The following is a 22,362-nucleotide window of genomic DNA, read 5'->3' as shown; positions in this document are numbered from 1 at the left end:
TTCCCGCAAGGCCTGCCTTGCGGATGCGCTGGAAACCGGTTCCGGCCTGAGGCACGATGCCGTCCCGACACCACCGGTTGCGCAGTTCAAGTCCTATCATGGGAGACCACATGCTGGAGGCGCTTTTTAGACGCGTCGAAGACAAGCGGGACGACGTCGTCGCGCTGACGCAGGACCTCATCCGCATTCCCACCATCAACCCGCCGGGCGAGGCCTATACGCCCTGCGCCGAACTGATCGGCAACCGGCTGGCGCGGCGCGGGTTCCAGGTGCGCTACATCCGGGCCGAGGACACGCCCGGCGACAGCGCCCGCTATCCGCGCACCAATGTGGTTGCCCGGATCGAGGGGCGCCGGCCGGGGCCTTGCGTGCATTTCAACTCGCATATCGACGTGGTCGAGGCCGGCCACGGGTGGACCTTCGACCCGTTCGGGGGCGAGGTGAAGGACGGCAAGGTCTACGGACGCGGCGCCTGCGACATGAAGGGCGGGCTCGCCGCCTCGATCATCGCGGTGGAGGCCCTGCTGGAGGCGATGCCGGACTTCCCAGGCGCCATCGAGATCTCCGGTACGGTGGACGAGGAATCCGGCGGCTTCGGCGGCGTTGCCTATCTCGCCCGGCTCGGCATGTTCTCCAAGCCGCGCGTCGACCATGTGATCATCCCCGAGCCGCTGAACAAGGACCGCATCTGCCTCGGCCATCGGGGCGTATGGTGGGCGGAGATCGAGACCAAGGGTTCCATCGCCCACGGCTCGATGCCGTTCCTGGGCGACTGCGCCGTGCGCCACATGGGCGCGGTGCTTGACCGGTTCGAGACGGAGCTGTTCCCCAAGCTCGCCGCCAAGCATACCGAGATGCCGGTGGTGCCGGAGGGGGCGCGCTCCTCGACGCTGAACATCAACTCGGTCCATGGCGGCCAGCCGGAAGGTTTCGATGGGCTGCCCTCCCCTTGCGTGCCCGACAGCTGCCGCATGGTCATCGACCGGCGCTACCTGATCGAGGAGAGCCTGGACGAGGTCAAGGACGAGGTGATGTCGATCCTCGACGACCTGACGCGCACGCGGCAGAACTTCGACTATCGCATTCGCGACCTGATGGAAGTGATCCCGACCATGACCGACCGGGACGCGCCGGTGGTGCGGGCGGTGGCGGACGGCATCCGCGAGGTGCTGGCGAAGAGCCCCGACTACGTGATCTCGCCCGGCTCCTACGACCAAAAGCACATCGCCCGCATCGGCCACCTGCACGACTGCATCGCCTATGGCCCGGGCATTCTCGATCTCGCCCACCGGCCGGACGAGTTCGTCGGGATCGACGACATGGTCGACAGCGCGAAAGTGATGGCACAAGCGACGATGGCGCTGCTGGGAATGGCGCGCTAGTGTGCAGCGCACACTCGGGACGAGAACCCGCCCCTCCGGTGGCTGGACGGGCGAAGGACGTGCAAAAGAACGGGAGGCCTCAGGCATGACTGGACGTTTCACCCGGCGCGGCGTGCTCGCCACCGCCCTTGCGGCGATGCTGGCGGCAACTGCCCCGATCACCCAGGCGAGCGCGCAGGCGATCCGCACCGACGTCAATATCGGCGTGCGGCTGGAGCCGCCGCATCTCGACCCGACGGCGGGTGCGGCCGCCGCCATCGACGAGATCACTTACGCCAACATCTTCGAGGGGCTGACCCGCATTGATGCGGAAGGCGCGGTGAAGCCCTGGCTCTCCAAGAGCTGGGAGATTTCGGAAAACGGGCTGACCTACACGTTCCGCCTCCAGGAGGGCGTAAAGTTCCACGACGGCACCGATTTCGACGCCGATGACGCCAAGTTCTCGCTCGACCGGGCGCGCGGCGAGTTCAGCACCAATGCGCAGAAGCCGCTGTTCGAGGGCATCGAGGAGGTCGAGGTCGTCGACCCGCTGACGCTCAAGGTCACGCTCAAGAAGCCGAACGGCGCGTTCCTGTTCAATCTGGGCTGGGGCGATGCGGCGATGGTGGCCGAGGAGACCGCCTCTTCCAACACCTCCAAGCCCATCGGCACCGGACCGTTCAAGCTGGTGCAGTGGGTGCAGGGCGACCGCATCGAGCTGGCCAAGAACGCCGAATACTGGGGCGAGCCGGCGCAGCTCGACCGGGCGACCTTCCGCATCATCGCCGATCCGGCGGCGGAGCTCGCCGCGCTGATGGCCGGCGACATCGACGCCTTCCCGAATTTCCAGGCGACCGAGAACCTGCCGATGCTGGCAGCCGATCCGCGCTTTACCGTGGCCGTCGGCTCGACCGAGGGCGAGACCATCCTCGCCATGAACAACAAGAAGGGCCCTCTCGCCGATGTGCGGGTGCGCCGGGCGATCTCCCATGCGGTCGACCGGCAGGCGGTGATCGACGGCGCGATGTTCGGCAACGGCACGCCCATCGGCAGCCATTTCGCCCCGCACCATCCCGCCTATGTGGACCTGACGGACACCTATCCGCTCGATCTCGACAAGGCGAAGGCGCTGCTGGCCGAGGCCGGTTATGCGGACGGTTTCAAGGCGACCTTGAAGCTGCCGCCGCCGACCTATGCCCGCCGCGGCGGCGAGTTGATCGCCTCGGACCTGAAGAAGATCGGCATCGAGCTGGAAATCGTGCCGCTGGAATGGGCCCAGTGGCTGTCGGAAGTCTTCAAGAACAAGGACTTCGACTTCACCATCATCTCCCACACCGAGCCGATGGACATAAACATCTACGGCCGCAAGGACTACTATTTCCAGTATGACAGCGAGGCCTTCGACAAGGTGATGGCCGAGCTGGAAACGACGACCGAAGAACAGGCGCGCTACAAGCTGCTGGGCGATGCGCAGCGGATCATCGCCGAAGACGCGGTCAACGTGTTCCTGTTCCAGCTGGCGAAGGCCGGCGTGTGGAGCGCCAACCTCAAGGGCATGTGGGTCAACTCGCCGATCCAGGCGAACGACCTGACCGGCGTCCACTGGGAGTAGTTCCGGCCGGACGGCAGGCGAGAAACGACAAGGGGCGGCGGCCGAAAGGCCCCGCCCCTTTTGCTTGTCCCGATGCAGGCTCCCGTCAGATGAAGAGCAGCACGCCGCCGCCGGCGACGAGCCCGGCTCGCAGCAGCGGATTGATCGGGGCGATGACGCCGAAGGAGATGGCCGAGAGGGCCGCGCCGACCTTGAGCGCGGCGAGCAGTGCCATGGCCGGGTCCGCGGCGAGCGCGATCAGGTCCGGATTGGCGATCATGCCGAGCGGCACGAGATAGAGCCCGAGGCCGAGCGCCATGGCCGAGGCCGCGACCTTCAGCCAGTTCTCCCCCACCATGCCTGCGGCGATGAAGACCGCGCCGCAGACCGGCGGCGTGATGGTCGACAGCAGCGCGTACCAGAACACGAAGAGATGCGCCTGCAGCACCGGCACGCCGAGCGCGGTGAGCGCCGGGCCGGCCACCGAAACGCAGATCACGTAGGCGGCCGTCGTCGGCACCTCCATGCCGAGGATGAGGCAGGCAAGCGCGGTGAGCAGCAGCGCCGGCCACAGCAGCCCGCCCGAGCCGGACAGGATCAGCGAGGTGATCTTGACCCCAAGGCCCGTCAGCCCGAGCACGCCGATGATGATGGAGGCGCACAGGATGATCGCCGCGATGGTGGCGATCTGCCGGCCGGAATTCACCGCCGCTTCCTCCAATCGCAACAGGGTGCGGCGCCAGTCGAAACTCAGGCGCGCATCGAGGACCAAGAGCAAGGCGCCGACAAGGATCGCCAGCGAGGCGGCATATTGCGGCGTCACGCCAAGCCCGAACATGCCCCAAAGCAGGACCGAGAACGGAACGAGGAAGAAAGCGGAGGTGATGAGGACAGCGCGCAGGGCCGGCCGATCCTCCGGCGCGATACCCTTCAGCACATGGCGGAAGGAGAAAGCGTCGATGCCCACCCACACGGCGAGGAAATAGAGGAAGGCCGGCAGGAGCGCGGCCATCATGATGTCCGAATAGGGCGTGCCGGTGAGCTCCACCATCACGAAGGCGCCTGCACCCATCAGCGGCGGCATGATCTGACCGCCCGAGGAGGCGACCGCCTCGACCGCGCCGGCGAGCGAGCGCGGATAGCCGAGCCGGGTCATCGCCGGCAGGGTGATGGCACCGGTGGAGGCGACATTGGCCGAAGCCGAGCCCGAGATCGAGCCGAACAGCGCGGAGGAAATGACCGAGACCTTGGCCGCGCCGCCGCGCAGGCGACCAGCGGCGGCGGCCGCGACATTCATGAAGCCCTGCCCGGCCTCGCCGGCATTCAGCACCGCGCCGAAGATGACGAAGATGGCGACGACCGAGACCGAGACGCCGGTCAGCTTGCCCCACAGGGCGCCCTCGGCAATCGTCAGCGTGCCGAACAGGCTGGCCATCGGCAGGCCGGGATGGCCGAACTCGCCGGGGATCGCCTCGCCCCAGACCGCATAGGCGAGCGCAATCGCGGCGACCAGCGGCAGCGGCCAGCCGATGGCGCGGCGCGCCATCTCCAGCGTGACGAAGAGCAGGACAAGGGCGATGGCGAGCTGTCCGTCATCCACCAGGAAGCCGTACTGGTCGCCGAGCATGTCGTGGTTCCAGGCGACCCACAGGCACGCGGCGATGCCGACGGTGGCCAGCGGCAGGCCGGTCCAGCGCTGGAACGGGGTTCGCGCCATCAGCACGAAGACGAAAGGAACGGCAAGCGCCATGTGCAACGGCCGGCTGACCAGGTTTGGCACCAGGCCGGTGAAGACCAGCCAGAGGTGGAAGCCGATGGACAGCGCGCCGAGCGCTGCCCAGAAGAGCCGGGCCGAAAGAGACATGAACGCCGTCCTGGTGAACCGCCGGCACCGAGCCGGAAACGAAAGCTGCAAGGGAAAAGGCATCGGCCCGGACAGATGCCCGGGCCGGAACCGCGTAAGTCTGGCGGACGGCCGGCTTAGAGGCCGACCCCAGACGCTGGTGAGCGCTTACTTCTGCGCGTCGGTCAGGGCAATGCCCTTTTCCGAATAGTAGCGCTGCGCACCCGGATGAATCTTGCCGGGAATGCTGGCGAGCATGTCGGTCGTCACGCCCTTCCACCACGGCGCATCGGCGCTCATCTTTTCCTTCTGCTCCCAGAAGGTCTTGGTCATCTGATAGGCGGTCTCGTCGTCCATCGCAGTGCTGGTGAAGGCCACGACATCAAGCGACGTGGTGACGACGTCCTTGTCCTGACCGGCATAGGTGCCGGCCGGGATCACCGTGCGGGTGCGCTTGGTGGCCGCGACCTGCTCGTCGGAGAGCGAGAGCAGCGTCACGCCGGTGCCGGCGGCCGCCTCGATGACGTTCGGCGCCGGCCAGGAGCCGGCGGTCACGAAGCCGTCGATCTGGCCGTTCTTGAGCGCGGCGCCCGCATTGGACAGCTCGACGTCGGCGAGGTTGACCTTGTCCTTCAGGCCGAAGAGCTCGAGATACTTGGCGCCTTCCGTGGCGCCGAAGGAGCCCTTGCCGATCAGGATGTTCTTGCCTTCCATGCCGGCGAAGTCGGTCACGCCGCTTTCCGTCGACATGATGAAGTGCATCGTCAGCGAGGGGATCGGGAAGAGCGCGCGGATCTCGTCGAACTTCGGGTTGCCCTTGCCGTCGAACGGTCCCTTGGCGCCCTGCGCCAGGCCGACGAGGCCGGGAGGCGTGGTGAAGACGTAGTTGCCCGGCCGAACGGCGGCTTCCATCACGTTCTGGACCGAGCCCTGGCTCTCTTCCAGCGTGACGATGATGTTGCCGTCGGTACCGGCCTTGATCGCCTCGGCGATCTGCACGCCCATCTGGTAATAGGAGGTGCCGGCAGAGGCCGACTTGTAGGTCACGCGCGTCTCGGCGGATGCGGACAGCGGCACGAGCGCCGCGAGACCGGCAATGGCGAGTTTGCTCCAGATCGTCATGTATCCTCCCAGGGGATCGTTCGTTGCAGTGTTTTCGGGCGGGCCGCCCGCAAGCAGGACGGCCGGGCCGGCAAGCGGTTCGGGAGGCCGAGATTAGTCCGCGCGCGCGCACCATGCACCCCTGAAATCGCGGAAAATGACGAGGGTGTCATGCTCATGCCCTGCCATTGCGCCCTCACCTCCCCCTTTTCCGCCGGGCCCATCCCCTATAGCGTTGGCGCGTCGACAGATTCTCGCCCGGAGCCGCTTCGCCCGATGCTGGTCCACGCCGCCAAACGCTTTGCCGGACTGTTCGCGACGTTGATCGTCGCGACCGTGGTCGTGTTCCTGGTGCTGGAGGTGGTGCCGGGCGACCCGGCGCAGGTAATGCTGGGCCTCAACGCGCAGGAAGACACGCTCGCCGCGCTGCGCAGCCAGATGGGCCTCGACCGCCCGGTATGGGAGCGCTACGCGAGCTGGGTCACAGGCTTCGCCACCGGCGATCTCGGCACCAGCTACACCTATTCCGTGCCGGTGGCCGACCTCGTCGCGGCGCGCATTACCGTCTCGCTGCCGCTGGCGCTGCTGGCGCTGGCGCTGTCCACCGCAATCGCGATCCCCGTCGGCGTCTATGCCGCGTCCAAGCGCGGCCGCTGGCAGGACGGCGGCATCATGGCCCTGACGCAGGTCGGCATTGCCGTGCCGAATTTCTGGTTCGCCATGCTGCTGGTCTTCGTCTTCGCGGTCACGCTGCGGCTGGTGCCCTCCGGCGGCTTTCCCGGATGGGAGGCCGGCCTGTGGCCGCCGCTGAAAGCCCTCCTGCTGCCGGCCATCGCGCTGGCGCTGCCGCAGGCGGCGATCCTTGCCCGTGTCATGCGCTCCTCCCTCATCGACGCGCTGCACGAGGACTATGTCCGCACGGCGCGCGCCAAGGGCCTGACGCGGCGCGCGGTGCTGTGGAAGCATGCGGTGCGCAACGCCTTGATCCCGGTCCTGACGATCCTTGGCCTGCAGTTCTCGTTCCTCATCGCCGGCACGATCATCATCGAAAACGTGTTCTACCTGCCCGGTCTCGGGCGGCTGATCTTCCAGGCGATCACCCAGCGCGACCTGATCGTGGTGAAGAGCGTCGTCGTGCTGCTGGTCGCCTGCGTGATTCTGGTGACTTTCCTCGTCGATCTCGCCTATGCGCTCGTCGACCCGCGGCTGAGGAGGCGCTGAGCGATGGCTGGCCCGGGAGCACTGCGCATGGCCGCGCAGCACAAGACGCTGGTCGCAGGCGCGGCCATCGTCGCCTTCGTCCTCGCAGCGGCGCTGATCTCGCTGGTCTGGACGCCCTATCCCATCGACGTGCTGTCGGTCGCCAACCGGCTCAAGGGCCCCTCGCTGACGCATCTCCTGGGCACCGACCAGTTCGGCCGCGACATGGTGTCGATGCTGATGGTGGGCGCGCGCACATCCATCGCCGTCGCCCTGGTGGCGGTGGGGATCGGCATTCTCGTCGGCGTGCCGCTGGGTCTGCTGGCGGCCGCGCGCGGCGGCTGGCTGGACGAGACCTTGATGCGGGCGAACGATCTCGTCTTCGCCTTCCCGGCACTGCTGTCGGCGGTGATGATCACCGCGATCCTCGGCCCCGGCGCGATCAATGCGATCCTGGCCATCGGCATCTTCAACATTCCCGTCTTCGCGCGGGTGGCGCGCGGCGGCGCGCTGGCGCTCAAGTCGCGCGAGTTCGTGCTCGCCGCCCGCGTCTCCGGCAAGGGCGAAGTGCGGATCATCGCCGAGCATGTGCTGCCGAACATCGCCAACCTGCTGATCGTGCAGGGCACGATCCAGTTCTCGCTCGGCATCCTGGCCGAGGCGGGCCTCTCCTATGTCGGCCTCGGCGCGCAGCCGCCGCTCGCCTCGTGGGGACGCATGCTGAACGAGGCGCAGACGATGATGGCGCTGGCGCCGAGCCTTGCGCTCTATCCGGGTCTTGCCATCGTCGTCACCGTGCTCGGTCTCAACCTGCTGGGCGACGGATTGCGCGACCTGCTCGACCCGCGACTGAAGAGGCGCACCACATGAGCGGCTTCTTCGCGGTCGAGGGGCTGGACGTCGACATCCACGGCAAGCGGATCCTCAAGGGTGTCTCTCTGGAAATCAGCCGCGGCGAGACCTTCGGCCTGGTAGGCGAATCCGGTTCCGGCAAGTCGATGACCGCACTGGCGGCCATGCAGCTGCTTCCGCACGGCGCCGAGGCGCGCGGGCGCATCCTGCTGGACGAGGCGGACGTGCTGTCGGTGAGCGAGGCGGCGATGTGCCGGCTGCGCGGACGGCGGATCGGCATGGTGTTCCAGGAGCCGATGACCGCGCTCAACCCGGTTAAGACCATCGGCGAGCAGATCGCCGAAGGGCTGGTCCTGCACATGCGGATGACGCGGGCTACGGCGATGGAGCGGGTGCGCGTGCTGCTCGACCGGGTCGGTCTGGCGCGGGCGCGGGTGACGCCGGAGCGCTTCCCCCATCAGCTGTCCGGCGGGCAGCGGCAGCGGGTCGTGATCGCCATGGCGATCGCCTGCCAACCGGACCTGCTGATCGCCGACGAGCCGACGACGGCGCTCGATGTCACCATCCAGGCGCAGATCCTCGCCTTGGTGCGGGAGATCGTCGAGGCGGAGAAGATGGGCTGCCTCCTGATCAGCCACGACCTTGCCGTGGTGGCGGAGATGGCCGACCGGGTGGCGATCATGAAGGATGGCGAGATCGTCGAGAGCGGGCCCACCGCCGCGCTGTTCGCCAATCTCACGCATCCCTATTCGAAGGCACTGATGGCGGCCTCGAACCATGTGCCGAAGCGGGCGAAGGGGCCTGCCCACAGCCCGGCCAATCACGGTATGCAGCCGATCCTCTCGGTGCGCGAGCTGGTGCGTGCCTATCCTCAGCCGCGCGCAAGCCTGTTCCGCAAAAGCCCGCCGGTGGTCGCCGTCAACCGCGTCAGCTTCGACATCCGCCCCGGTCAGAGCATCGGCCTTGTCGGGGAATCCGGCTGCGGAAAGTCGACGCTGGCCCGCGCCCTGCTGGGTCTGGAGGCGCCGGACGGCGGGGCGATCTCCGTGCTCGGCCAGGATCCCCATTCGGCACGCGGGGCAACGCGCGAGGCGGTGCACCGGGCTGTGCAGGTGGTGTTCCAGGACCCTTACGGCAGCTTCAACCCGCGCCATCGCATCGGCCGCGTGGTGGCCGAACCGCTCTATCTGCTGCGTGGCGAGATCGACGGGCGCGAGGCGAAGGAACGGGTCGCGGCCGTCCTGACCGAGGTCGGCCTGTCGGAAGCCGACATGGCGAAATACCCGCACGAGTTCTCCGGCGGACAGCGCCAACGCATCGCCATCGCAAGAGCGCTGGTCACGCGCCCGAAGCTGATCATCGCCGACGAGCCGGTCTCGGCGCTCGACGTGTCGATCCGCGCGCAGATCCTCGACCTCTTCGCCGATCTCAGGGCCCGGCACGGGCTTGCCTATCTCTTCATCTCGCACGACCTCAGCGTGGTGCGGGCGATCACCGACGACGTGATGGTGATGAACGGCGGCCAGATCGTCGAACGCGGACGCACGGCGCGGGTGTTCGATCATCCCCGCCATCCCTATACGCGGCTTCTGGTGGCGGCAGCACCCCGCCTGGAGGACGCGCTGGCGGCGCGCCGCCGGATCGAAGAGGCGAGAACGACCTGACATGAGTATGGCGGCAAGCGGACCCTTGCGCCTCGGCATCGACTGGGGCGGCACCAAGATGGAAATCATCGCGCTGGAGCGGGACGGCACGGAACGCTTCCGCCTGCGGGTGCCGACGCCGCGCGATGACTATCATGGCTGCATCCGCGCCGTCGTCGGCCTCGTGGAGGCCGCCGAAAGCGCGACGGGCCAGCGCGGTACCGTCGGCTTCGGCATCCCCGGTTCGCTGTCGCCGGCAACCGGTCTCGTCAAGAACGCCAATTCCACCTGGATGAACGGCATGCCGCTCGACCGCGACCTGGAGGCCGCGCTTGCACGGCCGGTCCGCATCGAGAACGACGCCAACTGCCTTGCGGTGTCGGAGGCGACGGACGGCGCCGGCAAAGGCGCGCATGTGGTGCATGCGATCATCATCGGCACGGGCTGCGGTTCAGGGATCGCCATCGACGGGCGGGCGCATCGCGGCCGCAACGGCATCGGCGGCGAATGGGGCAATATTTCCGTGCCGTGGATGACGGACGAGGAATTCCCCGGGCCAGATTGCTGGACAGGCAAGCGCGGCACCATCGACCGCTGGTGTTCGGGGACGGGCTTTCAGTGGGACTACCAGCAGGCGACCGGACGCGCGTTCTCCGGCCACGAGATCATGGAGCGCGCCCGCGCGGGAGAGGCGGACGCGCTCGCCAACCTGGAACGCTACGTATCGCGGTTGGGCCGTGCCATGGCGATGGTCGCCAACATCCTCGACCCCGATGTCTTCGTGCTGGGCGGCGGAATGTCGAACATCGCCGAGCTCTACGACTTGCTGCCGAACGAGATCCCTCGGCACGTTTTCTCCGACCAGTACGACGTGCCGATCCGAAAGGCAGTTCACGGCGACAGTTCCGGCGTGCGCGGTGCCGCCTGGCTGTGGAACGACTGAGCCGGACGTTCCGTCGGCTTTGGCTGCGGCCGCTCGCCGCCCTCCCCTCGCTGTCGCGGATAGCCCGCCTATATGCTGGATGAGGATCATCAGGGAGGAGCTTGTCACATGGTCTCGTTCACGCCTGTTCGGTTCGCTGCCTTCAGCGCTCTTGTCGCCAGCCTTGCCGTCGCGGCCGTGCCCGCACATGCCGAGCCGCGCAGCTACCGGATCGACCCGAGCCACTTCTCCATCGTCTTCAATGCGATGCATATCGGCTACGCCCCGACCTGGGGACTGTTCCTGAAGGGCGAAGGCGGCTTCACCTATGACGAGGAAACGCGGGAGCTCTCCGATCTCTCTGTGGCGATCGAGGCCGGGAGCGTCTTTTCCAACGACGAGCGGCGCGACGGACACCTGCGCTCGGGCGACTTTCTAGATGCCGAAGCCCATCCGAGCATCACCTTCCGGATGACGGAGGCTGAGGCGAAAACCGAGACGACCGGCACGGTGACCGGCGACCTGACGCTGCGCGGCGTTACCCGCCCGGTCACGCTCGACGTGACGCTCAACAAGATCGGCCCCTATCCTTTCGGCGGGACCTATGTGATCGGCATCAGCGCGAATACCACGCTGAAGCGGTCCGACTTCGGCATGACCTATGCCGTCGAGAACGGTCTCGTCGGCGACGAGGTCTCCATCCGCATCGATCTGGAAGCGATCCGGGACTAGGCGCTGCCTCAGGGTATTTCCAGAAACGCATCACGGCAACCAGAAGAAGTGCTTCACCGAATCACACTCTTCGAGAAACAAACTGGAGCTGGCGACCGTCGGGAAGAAATCGGCAAAGATGCCGATGATTAAGTCGATGGTAACGCGAAACCCTATAGGCACTAAGTCGGAGTTTTTCGCGACTGGCCTTCAGGGGGTTCGTAATGCGTTTTTCCGATCTGTCGATCAGAAACAAACTGCTGGTGAGCGCGGGCGCGCTGTTTTCCGTTTCGATCATCGGCGTGAGCCTTGTCGGCTCGATGGTGATGTCTTCTGCCGCCGAGAGGGCAGCCGAGCGGGAAGCCCAGGCGCTGTTGACCTCCTATGCCAACGAGGTATCCGGCGGCCTTACGCGATCGCTGACCGTTGCGCAGACGACCGCTGCCGCAGTTGAAGGCCTGATCGCCAACGGCATGACGGACCGCGACCGGCTCGGCGACATGATGATCCGCACGGTGGAAGGCAATCCCAACCTCGTCGGCATGACGTTGGCGTTCGAACCGAACGGCCTCGACGGTCGCGATGCCGACTTCAAGGGCCACAAGTATTCCGACGCCAATGGCCGCTTCGTCCCCTATTTCTACTTCGGCGCCGACAAGAAGGTGACCGTCGAGCAGCTGGTGATGACCAAGGAGGCGGGCACCGAAGGCTGGTACGACATGCCGGTGCGCGAGAACCGCTCGCTTGTCACGCCGCCCTATACCTACCCGATCGACGGCAAGGACGTGCTGATGACAACCATCAGCTGGGTCGTGCGCAAGGACAACAAGCCGGTCGGCATCGCCACCTCCGACCTTGCGCTGACGGCCATTGTCGACAAGATGTCGTCCAACAAGCCCTTCGGCGAAGGCGAAGTGAAGCTGATCGGCGGCGACGACCTCTGGGTCTCCACCTCCGACGCCTCGCTGCTCGGCAAGAAGGTCGAGAATGCCGAGGTGCTGAAGCTGATCCGCGCGTCGGAGGGAGGTGAGGCCTCGAGCCTCGTCGACGACCGCTACCTGGCGGCCATTCCGGTGTCCTTCCCAGGCGTTTCCGAGCGCTGGTACGTCATGATCGACGTGCCCCATTCGGCGATGATTGCCGGTGCCGTGAGCGCGCGCAACACGATGCTGGCCATCGGCGGCGGACTGCTGCTCGCCGTTCTCGTGATCGTCTGGTTCGGGGCCGGTGCCCTGGCCCGTCCGGTCGCGCGCCTGACCGACGTCATGGGACGCCTTGCTTCCGGTGACACCTCTGTCGATGCCGGCATGGACGAGCGCCGCGACGAGATCGGCGACATGGCCCGCGCGGTCGAGACTTTCCGCGAGAACGCGATCGAGCGCCAGCGGCTTGAGGACGCGCAGTCGGAAGACGAGCACGCCCGCGCCGCCCGTCAGGCCCGCACCGAACAGCTCATCGCGGACTTCCGCGACAAGGTGCAGTCGCTGATCGGCACGGTGAGCGAGACGGCGAACGGCCTCGACGAGACCGCCCGCGCCCTCTCCGCCTCCGCCCAGGAAAGCGCCGAGCGTGCCAGCGAGACCTCGCAGGCCAGCTCCGCCGCCACCGGCAACGTCCAGACCGTCGCCAGCGCCGCCGAGGAGCTCTCCGCCTCCATCGCCGAGATCTCCCGCCAGGTCGGCCAGACCACCCAGGTCGTCGACCAGGCCACCCAGGGTACCCATTCCACCAACGAGAAGGTCGCAGGCCTTGCCGCCGCCGCCAACAAGATCGGCGAGGTCGTCTCGCTGATCCAGGCCATCGCCGAGCAGACCAACCTGCTGGCGCTGAATGCCACCATCGAGGCAGCCCGCGCCGGCGAGGCCGGCAAGGGCTTTGCCGTCGTCGCCGCCGAGGTGAAGGAGCTGGCCAACCAGACCTCCAAGGCGACCGAGGAGATCGGCGCACAGATCGCCGCGATCCAGGGCTCGACCGGCGAGGCGGTCGCCGCCATCGGCGAGATCGCCCAGATCATGCAGGAAGTGAACGGCTACACCGCCTCCATCGCCTCCGCCGTCGAGCAGCAGGGAGCCGCCACCAGCGACATCTCCCGCTCGGTGCAACAGGCGGCCGAAGGCACCGGCGCGGTGACCCGCAACATGGAGCTGCTCGCCCACACCGTCGACAGCACCTCGGCCGCCGCCGACAACGTCCTCGACGCATCCGGCGCCATGGCCCGCAACACCGATGCCCTGCGCGGCGAGATCGACAGGTTCCTGAAGGACGTCGCGGCAGCCTGATGCCGCACCTATCGAACCCATAGCTGGGAGCGCGCTCCCCTTGCGCAAACAATTGCCCCCGGGTCGCGATGCGAGCCGGGGGCTTTTTCTTTCACGTTGCGGCAAAGCGAGGCTAGGCTTGCGCTCAGATGCTCGCGATTCCGCAACCAGACAGGAGACATCGCCCGTGAGCGACCAGGAGACCATCGAAACCCCGAACGGCGAACTGACGCTGCGGACGATGGCCATGCCCGCCGATACCAATGCGGCCGGCGACATCTTCGGCGGCTGGGTGCTGTCGCAGATGGATCTTGCCGGCGGCATCGCGGCCGGGCAGCGGGCGCGCCGGCGCGTGGTGACGATCTCTGTCGAACGGATGACCTTCATCCGCCCGGTGCATGTGGGCGACGTGCTCTGCGTCTATTGCCGCGTGACGGGCGTCGGCCGGACCTCGATGAAGATCGGGATCGAGGCCTGGGCGCTGCGCCACCGGCACGGCCAGCGCGAGAAGGTGACGGATGCGACCTTCACCTTCGTCGCGGTCGACGATCAGGGACGGCCGATCCCGGTTCCGGCGGAAGACGAGGACTGACGACGGCGCAGCCGGGCGCGCAGCGCCACGGCAAGCTGCGGATGGCGGGCGGCGATGTCGCGGAACAGCACTTCGTCGACCGCCCTGCGGCACCCACCGGTCCACAGGCGCTCGAGATCGGCAAGGCGCCGCGCGCGCTCGGCCTCGTCGAGCAGCACCTGCTCCCCGCCCCGGCCAAGGCCGATACAGGTCGCGCGCATTCTCAGGCCGGCGGCCAGCATGCGAATTTCGGAAAGACGGAGCGGCGCGGAGACGACCAAGGCGCTGTGGGCATCGCGGCCTGCGGCTGCGGGATCAAGCTTCGCCGGCGCTGCGGAAGCGGCTCTGGACATAAAAAATCCTCCATCGGTTTCCCGAGGAGGACTGGCGCGGATCGAATGACCGTTTCGTTGCCGCTATTCTGCGGCCACATCCCCAAAACGCGAACCGGTCGACCCGATCCTTTGTGCCAGGGAGACCACCTTGCCCGGTCGGGCAGGTTGGCGAGGGCGCCAGCCCTTCTCTTGATGACCCGGGATCTATGCCACGCAGCACGTGCCGGCGCAAGGGGCAAGGCAGCTTGCGCTGCCGCACGGGGTCAGGCCGCGTCGCGAGAGGTTTCCTCTTCGTCCTCGGCGCGCGGATCGAGCGCCAGGGTCTCCGGCGTGGAGAAGCGGACGCCCGAGGCCATGGCGACGAAGTCCTCCTTCTCGTCGGGTGCGACCGGAGCGCGCTGGGTCATGCGCCAGATGGAGAAGGCAATAATAAGTGCGTGTGCACCGGACGTGACGGCAAAGAGCCCCTGCGGCCGTGTCATCGTCATCATCAGGGCCGCCAGCAGCGGGCCGACGACGGAGCCGATACCGAACAGCAGCAGCAGACCGCCGCTGGTCTTGAGAAACTCGCCCGGCGGGGAATGGTCGTTCGCATGAGCGACGATGACTGGATACATCGAGTAGATCATGCCGCCGAAGGCGCCGACCAGCGCGATGATCGCGATCGGCGACAGGGCCCCGCCGAAGGTCAGCGCCGCGCCCAGCAGACAGCCGACCACCGCGATGCCGATCAGAACCATGCGCCGGTCGATGCGGTCGGACAGGACGCCGATAGGGATCTGGATCAGAGCGCCGGCAAGCAGCGCCACCGACATCATGGTGGCGATGGAGGATACGGACAGCCCAACCTGCCGCCCGTAGACGGCACCGAGCGTGCCGAAGGCGCTGTTCGAGATGCCCACGAGGAAGACGCCGATCACGGCAACCGGCGAATTGCGCCAGAGCGAGCGGATATCGAGGCGCACCTGCGACAGCGGCTGGGGCGCGGCTGCCGTCGACAGGGCGGTGGGCAACAGCGCGCAGGAATAGACCATCGCGCCGACCACGAAGAACAGGAAGCCGGCCGGATCCCCGAGCGTCAGCAGCATCTGTCCGGCGGTCGTCGCGCCCAGATTGATCATCGTGTAGATGCCGAAGATGCGGCCGCGCGTTTCCGGACTGGCCCGCTCGTTGAGCCAGCTTTCCACAACCATCGCCGCCCCGGCAAAACAGAAGCCGGACAGCGCACGCAGCGGAATCCAGGCCCAGGGCGTCATGAAGACGAGGTTCAGCAGCACGACGATGGAGGCGAGCGAACAAAATACGCCGAACGCCCGGATATGCCCGACACGCCGGACAATGACCGGCGTGAGAAGACAGCCGCCGATATAGCCGATGGCCCAACCCGTACCCAGAAGACCGAGGGAACTGTCGGAAAACCCTTCGAACGAGCCCCTGAGCGGCAGCAGCAGCCCTTGCAAGCCGCCTGCAAGCAGCAGCAGGGCGGAGCCGATGAGAAGGGCAGCGATGGGAACGATCTGGGTCATGCGGGCCGTTTGGCTGGCGAAACGGGAATGCCTGCAATCGCAGGAGGGCGGGGCCGAATGGCCTTCGCCCAACCTATCTTGCGGGCCTGCGTCGGAATTGAGGCAGGCGGCGGCGAAAGGCCGACCGCACGAAGCAGCCGGCAGCTGACGCGAAGCGTAACAAATTCCCGTTCAAGAACAACCGTCGCCGGCCCGGGCCGGCGATGCTGGCCGCGAGACCGGCAGGTCAGACCCGGTTCAGCAGGCGGGCCCGGATGGTGCCCGACAGGAGGCGGATCTCCTCCAGGATCTCGACGGCATTCGCCACCGGCCCGTCGGCATCGAGCACGACGTAACCGATCTCGCCGTCGGTTTGGTAATGCTGCGCCGCGATGTTGATCTTGTAGCGGGCGAAAAGGTCGTTGAGCTTGCCCAGTTCGCCCGGCAGATTGCGCTGGACCTGAATGAAGCGGGTGTTGCTCGTGCCCTTGGGCAGCTGCACCTGGGGGAAATTCACGGCGCCGATGGTCGAACCGACGTCCGAATACTCGATCAGGCGGCGGGCGACTTCCTCGCCGATCCGCTCCTGGGCCTCTTCCGTCGAGCCGCCGACATGCGGGGTCAGAATGACGTTGTCGAGCCCGCGCAGGGCCGAAACGAATTCCTCATCGTTGGACTTCGGCTCGCTCGGGAAAACGTCGACGGCGGCACCTGCCAGATGACCGGAGCGCAGGGCCTGCGCCAGCGCATCGATGTCGAGCACCGTGCCGCGGGCGTTGTTGATCAGGTAGGCGCCCTTTTTCATCGCGGCGAGTTCGGCAGCGCCGATCATGCCGCGGGTTTCCGGCGTCTGCGGCAGGTGCAGCGAGACGACATCGGCAACGGCGAGAAGTTCGCCGAGCGAGGAAACCGGCTCGACATTGCCGTGGCGGAGCTTGTCGGTGTGATCGTAGTAGACCACCCGCATGCCCATGGCTTCTGCGAGCACCGCGAGCTGGGACCCGATGTTGCCGTAGCCGACGATGCCGAGCGTCTTGCCGCGCACTTCGTTGCTGCCCGCCGCCGTCTTCAGCCAGCGGCCGTTATGCGCGGCCATCGACTTGGTGAAAGCGCCGCGCATCAGCATGACGATTTCGGCGATGGTCAGTTCGGCAACGCTGCGGGTGTTGGAGAACGGCGCGTTGAAGACCGGGATACCGCGACGGTTGGAGCCGACGAGGTCCACCTGGTTGGTGCCGACGGAGAAGCAGCCGACCGCGACCAGGGTGCCGGCGGCCTTGAGAATCTCCTCATCGATCTGAGTGCGCGAGCGAATGCCGACGATGTGGACGCCCTGCAGCGCCTCGATCAGCGCATCGCGGTCGAGCGCCGTCTTGAGCTGGGTGACGTTAGAGTAACCCGCCTGCTCCAGCAGGACGGGAGCGGTCGGGCTGATGCCTTCCAGCAGGAGCCAGCGGATTTGGTGCTTCGGGCGCGACAGACCGGTCTTCATGAAACGGCGTTCCGTATGCGGTGCAAGGGAAGGGCGGCGCATGCCGCCGCTGCGCTCTGGTGCCCTGTCTGCCGCAAAAATTCAACCGCCGCTTTTTGCAGCCCAGTCACGCAGGGAGACAAGAAAGGCGGAAAGCCGCGCTCGCGTCTCGGAAAAGCGCGCGGTTTTGCCGTAGGTCTCGACATCCATGTAGAGCGCGCGATTTACCTCGATCTGCAGCGAGTGGACGCCTTGGGCCGGATTGCCGTGGCGACGCAGAATCTCCGCGCCCTTGAACGGGTCGTTGACCGCAACCGAAAAGCCGAGCTCCAGCAGCAGGGCCCGCGCCGCCTCCAGATAGCCCGCCCCTGCACTCGCTCCTTCGCGGTCCGACAGCACGATATCGGGACGCAAAGACCCTGTCTCGTCCTCGTGCATGGCATTGGCCACCGGCTGCATCGAATGCAGATCGAGGTGGAACACGCGCCGACGTCCGGCGCGGGCTTCTTCGATCAGTTCGCCAAGCGCTGCGTGATAGGGATGCCAGCAGCGCTCCAGCCGGTCGAGATACTCCGTACGCCGGACCGGCCCGACGAGAAGCGGTGCACCGTCGGGCGGGGTCGCAGTCCACACGACCCCCTTGCCGAGTTGCGCCTTGGCCGACGGAGCCAGCTCCAGCCCCTCTGCATTGTCCAGCGCCTCCGGATCCATATCGTCGGAGGCGCGATTGACGTCGCAATAGATGCGACCGAAGCGCGCCTTCAGAAGCGGCACACCAAGGAAAGGAGCAGAGGAGAAGAGCTCATCGACATACATGTCTTCCGCCCGGCGATAGCGCTGCGGCGGCTGTGCGGGCCGGAAGTCCGGCGGATAGATCTTGCCCGAATGGGGACTGTCCAGCACGAGCGGCGCGACCGGACCGGCAGGTCGCCTGATGTCGAACACCTCCCCCTCCCCGTTTTTCGCCGGCGCCTGCGTGCCCATGTCCTATGCCTCATTGAGGTGACAGGCTGAAACGCGTCCCGGCGCGATCTCGCGCAAGGCCGGCGCTTCCTCCTTGCAGCGCGGCATCGCATGCGGGCAGCGCGGATGAAAATGGCAACCCGTCGGCGGGGAAAGCGGCGACGGGATCTCGCCCTTGACCGGCTGGAACACCCGCTTGCGCGTGTCGATGCGCGGCACTTCTTCGAGGAGAGCGCGGGCATAGGGATGGTTCGGGTCGGCAAAGAGCTCCGCCGCCGGTGCGCTTTCCACCACGCGGCCGAGATACATGATCACCACCCGGTCCGCGAGATGCTCGACGACACCGAGGTCGTGCGAGATGAACAGATAGGTGAGGCCGAGATCCTCGCGCAGGTCCATGAAAAGATTGAGCACCTGCGCCTGGATCGAAACGTCGAGCGCGGCGATGCTCTCGTCGCAGACCAGAAAGTCGGGCTGGACGGCGAGCGCCCTGGCGATACCGATACGCTGGCGCTGGCCGCCGGAAAACTGATGCGGATAGCGGCTCTTGTAGCTGGGATCGAGGCCGACGCGCAGCAGCATGCGGTCGACATAGTCGGAGACCTCGCCCCCGGACACCAGACCGTGCACCCGCGGGGCCTCGCCGACGATGTCACGCACGCGCATGCGCGGGTTGAGCGAGGACATCGGGTCCTGGAAGATCATCTGGATCTTCAGAACCGCCTCGCGGCGCTCGGCCCCGGACAGGCTGTCGACATCCCGTCCCCGCCACAGCACGCGGCCGGCGCTGGGGGCGTGAACGCCGGCCACGACGCGCCCGAGCGTGGACTTGCCGCAGCCGCTTTCGCCGACCAGACCCACCACCTCGCCTTCGGCGATCTGCAGCGAGACGTTGTCGACGGCGTGGACGACCTCTTCGCGCCTGTTGCCGCCGAACAGGTTGACGATCTTCTCGGCCGCATCGAGACGGCGCACGAAGCGCTTCGACACGGCATCGAGAGCAAGAAGCGGTGCGGCGCTCATGCAGCACCTCCCCTGGCGGTTTCGAGAGTTCGGTGCGGATGGTGGCAGCGCGAGAACCGGCCTGCCTCCAGCTCGGCCAGATCCGGCATGACCGTACAGGCGGCATCGGCGCGCGGACAGCGGGCGGCGAAGCTGCACCCCTCGGGCAGAGACAGGAGCGACGGCGCCATGCCGGGGATCTGGGTCAGGCGCTCGCCGCGGCGGTTCTGGCTCGGCACGGACCCGATCAGCCCATGAGTATAGGGATGGAAGGGCGCATCGAGAACCGCATCGACCGGACCCTGTTCGACGATGCGGCCGGCATACATCACCGCCACCCGGTCGGCGAGACCGCCGACGACGGCAAGGTCATGGGTGATCCAGATCATCGCAAGCCCGGTGTCGGCGCAAAGTTTCTGCACCTCATAGAGGATCTGCGCCTGGATGGTGACGTCGAGCGCCGTGGTCGGCTCGTCGGCAACGATCACCTCCGGCTCGTTGAGAAGGGCAATGGCAATGGCGACACGCTGGCGCATGCCGCCGGAGAACTGGTGCGGATAGGCCGCGAGCCGCTCGTCGGGCGAAGGAATGCCCACGCGGGCAAGCGCCTCGCGCGCCCGCTCGCGCGCTGCCTCCCGCGACACGCCGGCATGGGCGCGGATCGCTTCGATCATCTGCGTATCGATGCGCAGGACCGGATTGAGCGTCATCATCGGGTCCTGGAAGATCATGGCGATGCGCCGGCCGCGCAGCCGTCTCCATCCCTCCTCCGGAAGATTGGCCAGTTCCTGACCGCCGAGACGGATCGAACCGGAGACCAGACGCCCGGGAGGATCGACAAGGCCCATCAGCGAGAAGCCGGTGACGGTCTTGCCCGAGCCGCTTTCACCGACGAGGCCGAGCACCTCGCCGCGGGCAAGCGAGAACGAGACGCCGTCGACCGCGCGAGCGACGCCTGCCTTGGTGAAGAAATGGGTCCGCAGGTCCTGGACCTCGAGAATGGTTTCGCGGGTCATGCGGCCCTCATTTCTGCAGCCGCGGGTTCAGCACGTCGCGGAGCTGGTCGCCGACAATGTTGATGGTGACGATGGTGATCAGCAGCGCCACACCGGGAAAGACGGCGATCCAGTACTTGCCGGACAGCATGTATTCGAAGCCGTTTGAGATCAGCAGACCAAGGGAAGGCTCGGTCTGCGGCAGGCCGACGCCGAGGAAGGAGAGCGTCGCCTCCAGCGCGATGGCGTGGGCCGTCTGCACGGTGCCGACGACGATCAGCGGCGCGATACAGTTCGGCAGGATATGCCGGAAGACGATGCGCGCATGCGACAGGCCGAGACAAGCGGCCGCCTCGACATATTCGCGCCGCCGCTCGACCAGGGCGGAGGCCCGCACCGTGCGCGCGTAGTAGGCCCACTGCGCAATGACGAGCGCGATGATGATCTTGTCGATGCCCTTGCCGAGGATGGCGAGAAGGATCAGGGCGATCAGCACGGCCGGCAGCGACAGCTGAATGTCGACGATGCGCATGATCAGCCCCTCGGTCCGGCCACCGGCATAGGCCGCAAGCAAACCGACGATCATGCCGACGGTGAGCGCGATGATGGCCGAGGCGACGCCGACCGACAGGGAGATGCGCAACCCGTAGATGATGGCGGAGAGCAGGTCCCGGCCGGCGCCGTCTGTGCCGAGCCAGAAGGTGACACCGTCCATGCTCTGCGAGCCCGGCGGCAGGCGGGCGTCGAAGATCGAGACGACGGCGAGATCGTAGGGGTCCTGAGGCGCGATCCAAGGCGCGAAGAACGCGAGAAAGATGATGATCACGAGCAGGACGGCCGCGAGCACAGCAAGCCGGCTGTCGGTGAAGTCCGACAGGAAGCGGCGGAACGGCGTGTCGGCCGCGCGTCGGGCAGGAACCGCGCCGCCCGCCGGAGTTTCCGTGGATGCCATGGGGTGCGCCTTCACTGACCGCGATCGCCGAGCCGCACGCGCGGATCGAGGATCGAATAGAGGATGTCGACCACCAGGTTGATGACGACGAACAGGAAGACGATCATCATCAGGTAGGCGACGATGATCGGTCGGTCGAGTTGCTGGATCGACTCGATGAGCAGCTTGCCCATGCCCGGCCAGGCGAAGATCGTCTCGGTAACGACGGAGAAGGCGATCAGCGAGCCGAACTCGAGGCCGAGAACGGTGACGACCGGGATCAGGATGTTCTTCAGCAAGTGGACGCCGACGATGCGCGAGCGCGAGAGCCCCTTGGCGCGGGCGAACTTGATGTAGTCCTGCAGCATCGCCTCGCGCGTGCCCGCACGGGTCAGCCGGATCACCAGCGAGATCTTGAGAAGCGCGAGGTTCAGCGCCGGCAGCGCCAGATGGCGCAGCCCGTCGAGGGTCAGGAACGACAGGTGAATGCCGAAGACCTGTACGGTATCGCCTCGTCCCGTCGAGGGAAGCCAGCCGAGCATCACGGCAAAGACCATGATCATCATGATGCCGACCCAGAAGGTGGGCAGCGAGAAGCCGACGATCGACCCGGCCATGATGGTCTTGGAACCGAGACTGTCGGGATAGAGCCCGGCATAGAGGCCGAGCGGGATGCCGATCACCACTGCCAGCAGCAGAGCCGCGAAGGCGAGCTCCAGCGTTGCCGGCATGCGCTGGATGATGAGGCCGAGTGCCGGCTCGCCGAAAATGAACGACTGGCCGAGATTGCCTGTGAGAGCGTTGACCATGAACAGCCAGAACTGTTCCCAGATCGGCCGGTCGAGGCCGAGCGCCCGCGTGACGTTCTCTATGTCCTGCTGGTCCATGTCCGGCGTGACGAACATGTAGACGGGATCGCCGACCAGATGGACGCCGAAGAAGACGATCATGGCCATGGCGACCATGACCAGCGCGCTCTGCAGGAGGCGGCGGAGAATGAAGACGCTCATGAAGCGATCTCCCGGCCTTGCGGCATGGGCTGAACAGGAAAGGCGGTAGCGACGACCGGCAAGAGAGGCGCACCGCCCTTGCCGGCCAGTTCATCGC

Annotated in this window: 19 protein-coding genes and 1 riboswitch; of the genes, 9 read left to right on the top strand and 10 right to left on the bottom strand. The window is 66.7% G+C overall.

Annotated elements, in window-relative coordinates; translation table 11 throughout:
• The first annotated feature begins 110 nt into the window (after positions 1 to 110).
• Positions 111 to 1,382 (top strand): acetylornithine deacetylase/succinyl-diaminopimelate desuccinylase family protein, encoded by a 1,272-nt coding sequence (locus tag BBX35_RS16075; RefSeq protein WP_067222072.1) that lies wholly within the window; start codon positions 111 to 113, stop codon positions 1,380 to 1,382.
• An 85-nt stretch (positions 1,383 to 1,467) separates the two neighbouring features.
• Positions 1,468 to 2,973 (top strand): ABC transporter substrate-binding protein, encoded by a 1,506-nt coding sequence (locus BBX35_RS16070; protein WP_067222071.1) that lies wholly within the window; start codon positions 1,468 to 1,470, stop codon positions 2,971 to 2,973.
• Positions 2,974 to 3,058: 85 nt separating this feature from the next.
• On the opposite strand, the gene BBX35_RS16065 is transcribed toward BBX35_RS16070, so the two are convergent.
• Positions 3,059 to 4,816 (bottom strand): TRAP transporter permease, encoded by a 1,758-nt coding sequence (locus BBX35_RS16065; protein ID WP_067222069.1) that lies wholly within the window; start codon positions 4,814 to 4,816, stop codon positions 3,059 to 3,061.
• A 147-nt stretch (positions 4,817 to 4,963) separates the two neighbouring features.
• Entirely contained in the window at positions 4,964 to 5,917 is a 954-nt protein-coding gene (locus tag BBX35_RS16060) for a TAXI family TRAP transporter solute-binding subunit (protein ID WP_067222068.1), read from the bottom strand.
• Between the two features lie 255 nt (positions 5,918 to 6,172).
• Here BBX35_RS16060 and BBX35_RS16055 point away from each other — a divergent pair, with 255 nt between their 5' ends.
• From BBX35_RS16055 to BBX35_RS16025, 7 genes are all read left to right on the top strand, one after another.
• Entirely contained in the window at positions 6,173 to 7,117 is a 945-nt protein-coding gene (locus BBX35_RS16055) for an ABC transporter permease (RefSeq protein ID WP_067222066.1), read from the top strand.
• 27 nt (positions 7,118 to 7,144) lie between these two features.
• Positions 7,145 to 7,966: an ABC transporter permease gene (locus tag BBX35_RS16050; RefSeq protein ID WP_067222064.1), complete on the top strand. Its 822-nt coding sequence runs from the start codon at positions 7,145 to 7,147 to the stop codon at positions 7,964 to 7,966.
• On the top strand, positions 7,963 to 9,612 hold the full coding sequence (locus tag BBX35_RS16045) for an ABC transporter ATP-binding protein (RefSeq protein ID WP_067222063.1): 1,650 nt from the start codon (positions 7,963 to 7,965) through the stop codon (positions 9,610 to 9,612). The genes BBX35_RS16050 and BBX35_RS16045 overlap by 4 nt, the downstream gene beginning before the upstream one ends.
• Positions 9,613 to 9,637: 25 nt before the next feature.
• Positions 9,638 to 10,534: an ROK family protein gene (locus BBX35_RS16040; protein WP_067222703.1), complete on the top strand. Its 897-nt coding sequence runs from the start codon at positions 9,638 to 9,640 to the stop codon at positions 10,532 to 10,534.
• A gap of 108 nt (positions 10,535 to 10,642) precedes the next feature.
• Positions 10,643 to 11,245 (top strand): YceI family protein, encoded by a 603-nt coding sequence (locus BBX35_RS16035; RefSeq protein ID WP_067222061.1) that lies wholly within the window; start codon positions 10,643 to 10,645, stop codon positions 11,243 to 11,245.
• Positions 11,246 to 11,448: 203 nt separating this feature from the next.
• Positions 11,449 to 13,503 (top strand): methyl-accepting chemotaxis protein, encoded by a 2,055-nt coding sequence (locus BBX35_RS23700; RefSeq protein WP_067222059.1) that lies wholly within the window; start codon positions 11,449 to 11,451, stop codon positions 13,501 to 13,503.
• A 220-nt stretch (positions 13,504 to 13,723) separates the two neighbouring features.
• The gene (locus BBX35_RS16025; protein WP_067222700.1) at positions 13,724 to 14,074 is read left to right on the top strand and encodes an acyl-CoA thioesterase; all 351 of its coding nucleotides are present in this window, start codon (positions 13,724 to 13,726) and stop codon (positions 14,072 to 14,074) included.
• Here BBX35_RS16025 and BBX35_RS16020 read toward each other — a convergent pair.
• The 8 genes from BBX35_RS16020 to BBX35_RS15985 form a co-directional block, all read right to left on the bottom strand.
• The gene (locus BBX35_RS16020; RefSeq protein ID WP_067222058.1) at positions 14,032 to 14,406 is read right to left on the bottom strand and encodes a hypothetical protein; all 375 of its coding nucleotides are present in this window, start codon (positions 14,404 to 14,406) and stop codon (positions 14,032 to 14,034) included. The genes BBX35_RS16025 and BBX35_RS16020 overlap by 43 nt on opposite strands.
• A 43-nt stretch (positions 14,407 to 14,449) precedes the next feature.
• Positions 14,450 to 14,589, bottom strand: a riboswitch (SAM-I-IV-variant riboswitch).
• 62 nt (positions 14,590 to 14,651) lie between these two features.
• The gene (locus BBX35_RS16015) at positions 14,652 to 15,914 is read right to left on the bottom strand and encodes an MFS transporter (RefSeq protein ID WP_067222056.1); all 1,263 of its coding nucleotides are present in this window, start codon (positions 15,912 to 15,914) and stop codon (positions 14,652 to 14,654) included.
• Between the two features lie 226 nt (positions 15,915 to 16,140).
• Positions 16,141 to 17,385 (bottom strand): phosphoglycerate dehydrogenase, encoded by a 1,245-nt coding sequence (serA, locus tag BBX35_RS16010; RefSeq protein WP_067222054.1) that lies wholly within the window; start codon positions 17,383 to 17,385, stop codon positions 16,141 to 16,143.
• An 81-nt stretch (positions 17,386 to 17,466) separates the two neighbouring features.
• Positions 17,467 to 18,309, bottom strand: a complete 843-nt coding sequence (locus BBX35_RS16005; RefSeq protein ID WP_171901472.1) for an N-formylglutamate amidohydrolase — start codon at positions 18,307 to 18,309, stop codon at positions 17,467 to 17,469.
• A 42-nt stretch (positions 18,310 to 18,351) separates the two neighbouring features.
• Positions 18,352 to 19,350 (bottom strand): ABC transporter ATP-binding protein, encoded by a 999-nt coding sequence (locus BBX35_RS16000; RefSeq protein ID WP_067222052.1) that lies wholly within the window; start codon positions 19,348 to 19,350, stop codon positions 18,352 to 18,354.
• The gene (locus tag BBX35_RS15995) at positions 19,347 to 20,345 is read right to left on the bottom strand and encodes an ABC transporter ATP-binding protein (protein WP_067222051.1); all 999 of its coding nucleotides are present in this window, start codon (positions 20,343 to 20,345) and stop codon (positions 19,347 to 19,349) included. The genes BBX35_RS16000 and BBX35_RS15995 overlap by 4 nt, the downstream gene beginning before the upstream one ends.
• A gap of 7 nt (positions 20,346 to 20,352) precedes the next feature.
• Positions 20,353 to 21,276, bottom strand: a complete 924-nt coding sequence (locus BBX35_RS15990; RefSeq protein WP_067222049.1) for an ABC transporter permease — start codon at positions 21,274 to 21,276, stop codon at positions 20,353 to 20,355.
• An 11-nt stretch (positions 21,277 to 21,287) separates the two neighbouring features.
• Positions 21,288 to 22,265, bottom strand: a complete 978-nt coding sequence (locus tag BBX35_RS15985; protein WP_067222047.1) for an ABC transporter permease — start codon at positions 22,263 to 22,265, stop codon at positions 21,288 to 21,290.
• Positions 22,266 to 22,362: the final 97 nt, after the last annotated feature.

Origin of the sequence: Stappia indica (genome assembly GCF_001696535.1) — a bacterium.
GTDB lineage: Bacteria > Pseudomonadota > Alphaproteobacteria > Rhizobiales > Stappiaceae > Stappia > Stappia indica.
This window is presented reverse-complemented; position numbering and strand designations above follow the sequence as displayed.